2 protein-coding genes are annotated in these 1167 nt (G+C 58.2%); both read left to right on the top strand.

Annotated elements, in window-relative coordinates:
* On the top strand, nt 1-406 hold a 406-nt coding region (locus JCM12539_RS14375), incomplete at its 5' end, for a hypothetical protein (protein ID WP_054651844.1).
* A gap of 136 nt (nt 407-542) precedes the next feature.
* Nucleotides 543-1167: GH25 family lysozyme (locus tag JCM12539_RS12385; protein ID WP_263849808.1), on the top strand; the 625-nt coding region annotated here is incomplete at its 3' end.

The following is a 1167-nucleotide window of genomic DNA, read 5'->3' as shown; positions in this document are numbered from 1 at the left end:
AATTGTCGCGGCGGCCACTCAATTTGTTAAGTCGCAGACGTCGATTAAGTCGGCCTATCTGCCATACCTGGCGGTTGGCATTGGGGTGGCCGCGGGGTTAGCATCCGTAGCCATCACGCACGACACTAACTACCTCGCCGGTGCGGTCCAGGGCGCGGTTACAGCAATGGGCACAAGCTGGGCAGTGGACGCGGTCAAACCAGCGGCAAAGGCAGTCGCAACTAAGGTGACGGACGCTAAGCAAGCCAAGGCTGATGCGGAGCAAGCACAGTTCGATGCGGCAGTCGCTAAGGCGGTGGAGGCCAAGCTGGTCGCCGCTATGCCGACGCAGGCTACACCTACCAGTGACGCGGCGCCAACACCAGCACCCGCTGACGGAGGTGATTCCAGTGCGGCACAAGTTTAATCGTTGGCTCACGGCCGTAGCGGTAATCGTTGCGGCCTTTGTTGTGGGCACGGGTGCGGTTAATAGCACCCACGACACACACGCACAGACACAGACGGCGGCGCTGGTACAGTCTAGTAAGTCGACCACAGCGTCGATTCACCAACTGGCGACCGTCTCCGCGGACAAGCGGGAACAGGGTGTCGACTGGTCTAAGTATCAGGGAGCATACGGGGCGTATGGACGCTCCGACGATAAGTTTGTCATCAGCCAGATTGGCGGTTTTTATGATGGCACTTTTATCCCACAATACACGTACAGTACGCAGGTGTCCTCGGCAATTGCGGCCGGAAAGTACGTCCACACGTACATCTACGCGCAGTTCACCACGCGGGCACAGGCGGACGCTATGCTGGACTACTACCTACCGAAGGTACAGACGCCTAAGCAGTCCATCGTGGCGCTAGACGTCGAATCTGGGACGCCTAACACCGATGCGGTCAACTACGCGCTCCAGCGTATCAAGGACGCAGGTTACACGCCCGTGCTATACGGCTACAAGGGCTTCTTGACCGGTAAGCTAGATCTAGCGAGCTTGGCTAAGTCCTGGCCGCTATGGCTGGCAGAGTATCCGGACTACCAGGTTCGGACGACGCCAGACTACAGCTTTTTCCCCTCATATAGCAACGTGCACGTCTTCCAATTCACCTCGACCTACAAGGCTGGTGGGCTAGATGGCAACGTTGACCTGACGGGACTCACGCACAACGGCTATACTAGCC

The sequence above is a fragment of the Lacticaseibacillus pantheris DSM 15945 = JCM 12539 = NBRC 106106 genome (assembly GCF_001311175.1).
Lineage (GTDB): Bacteria > Bacillota > Bacilli > Lactobacillales > Lactobacillaceae > Lacticaseibacillus > Lacticaseibacillus pantheris.
The sequence above is the reverse complement of the archived record's forward strand: the minus strand, read 5'-3'. Positions and strand labels throughout refer to the sequence as shown.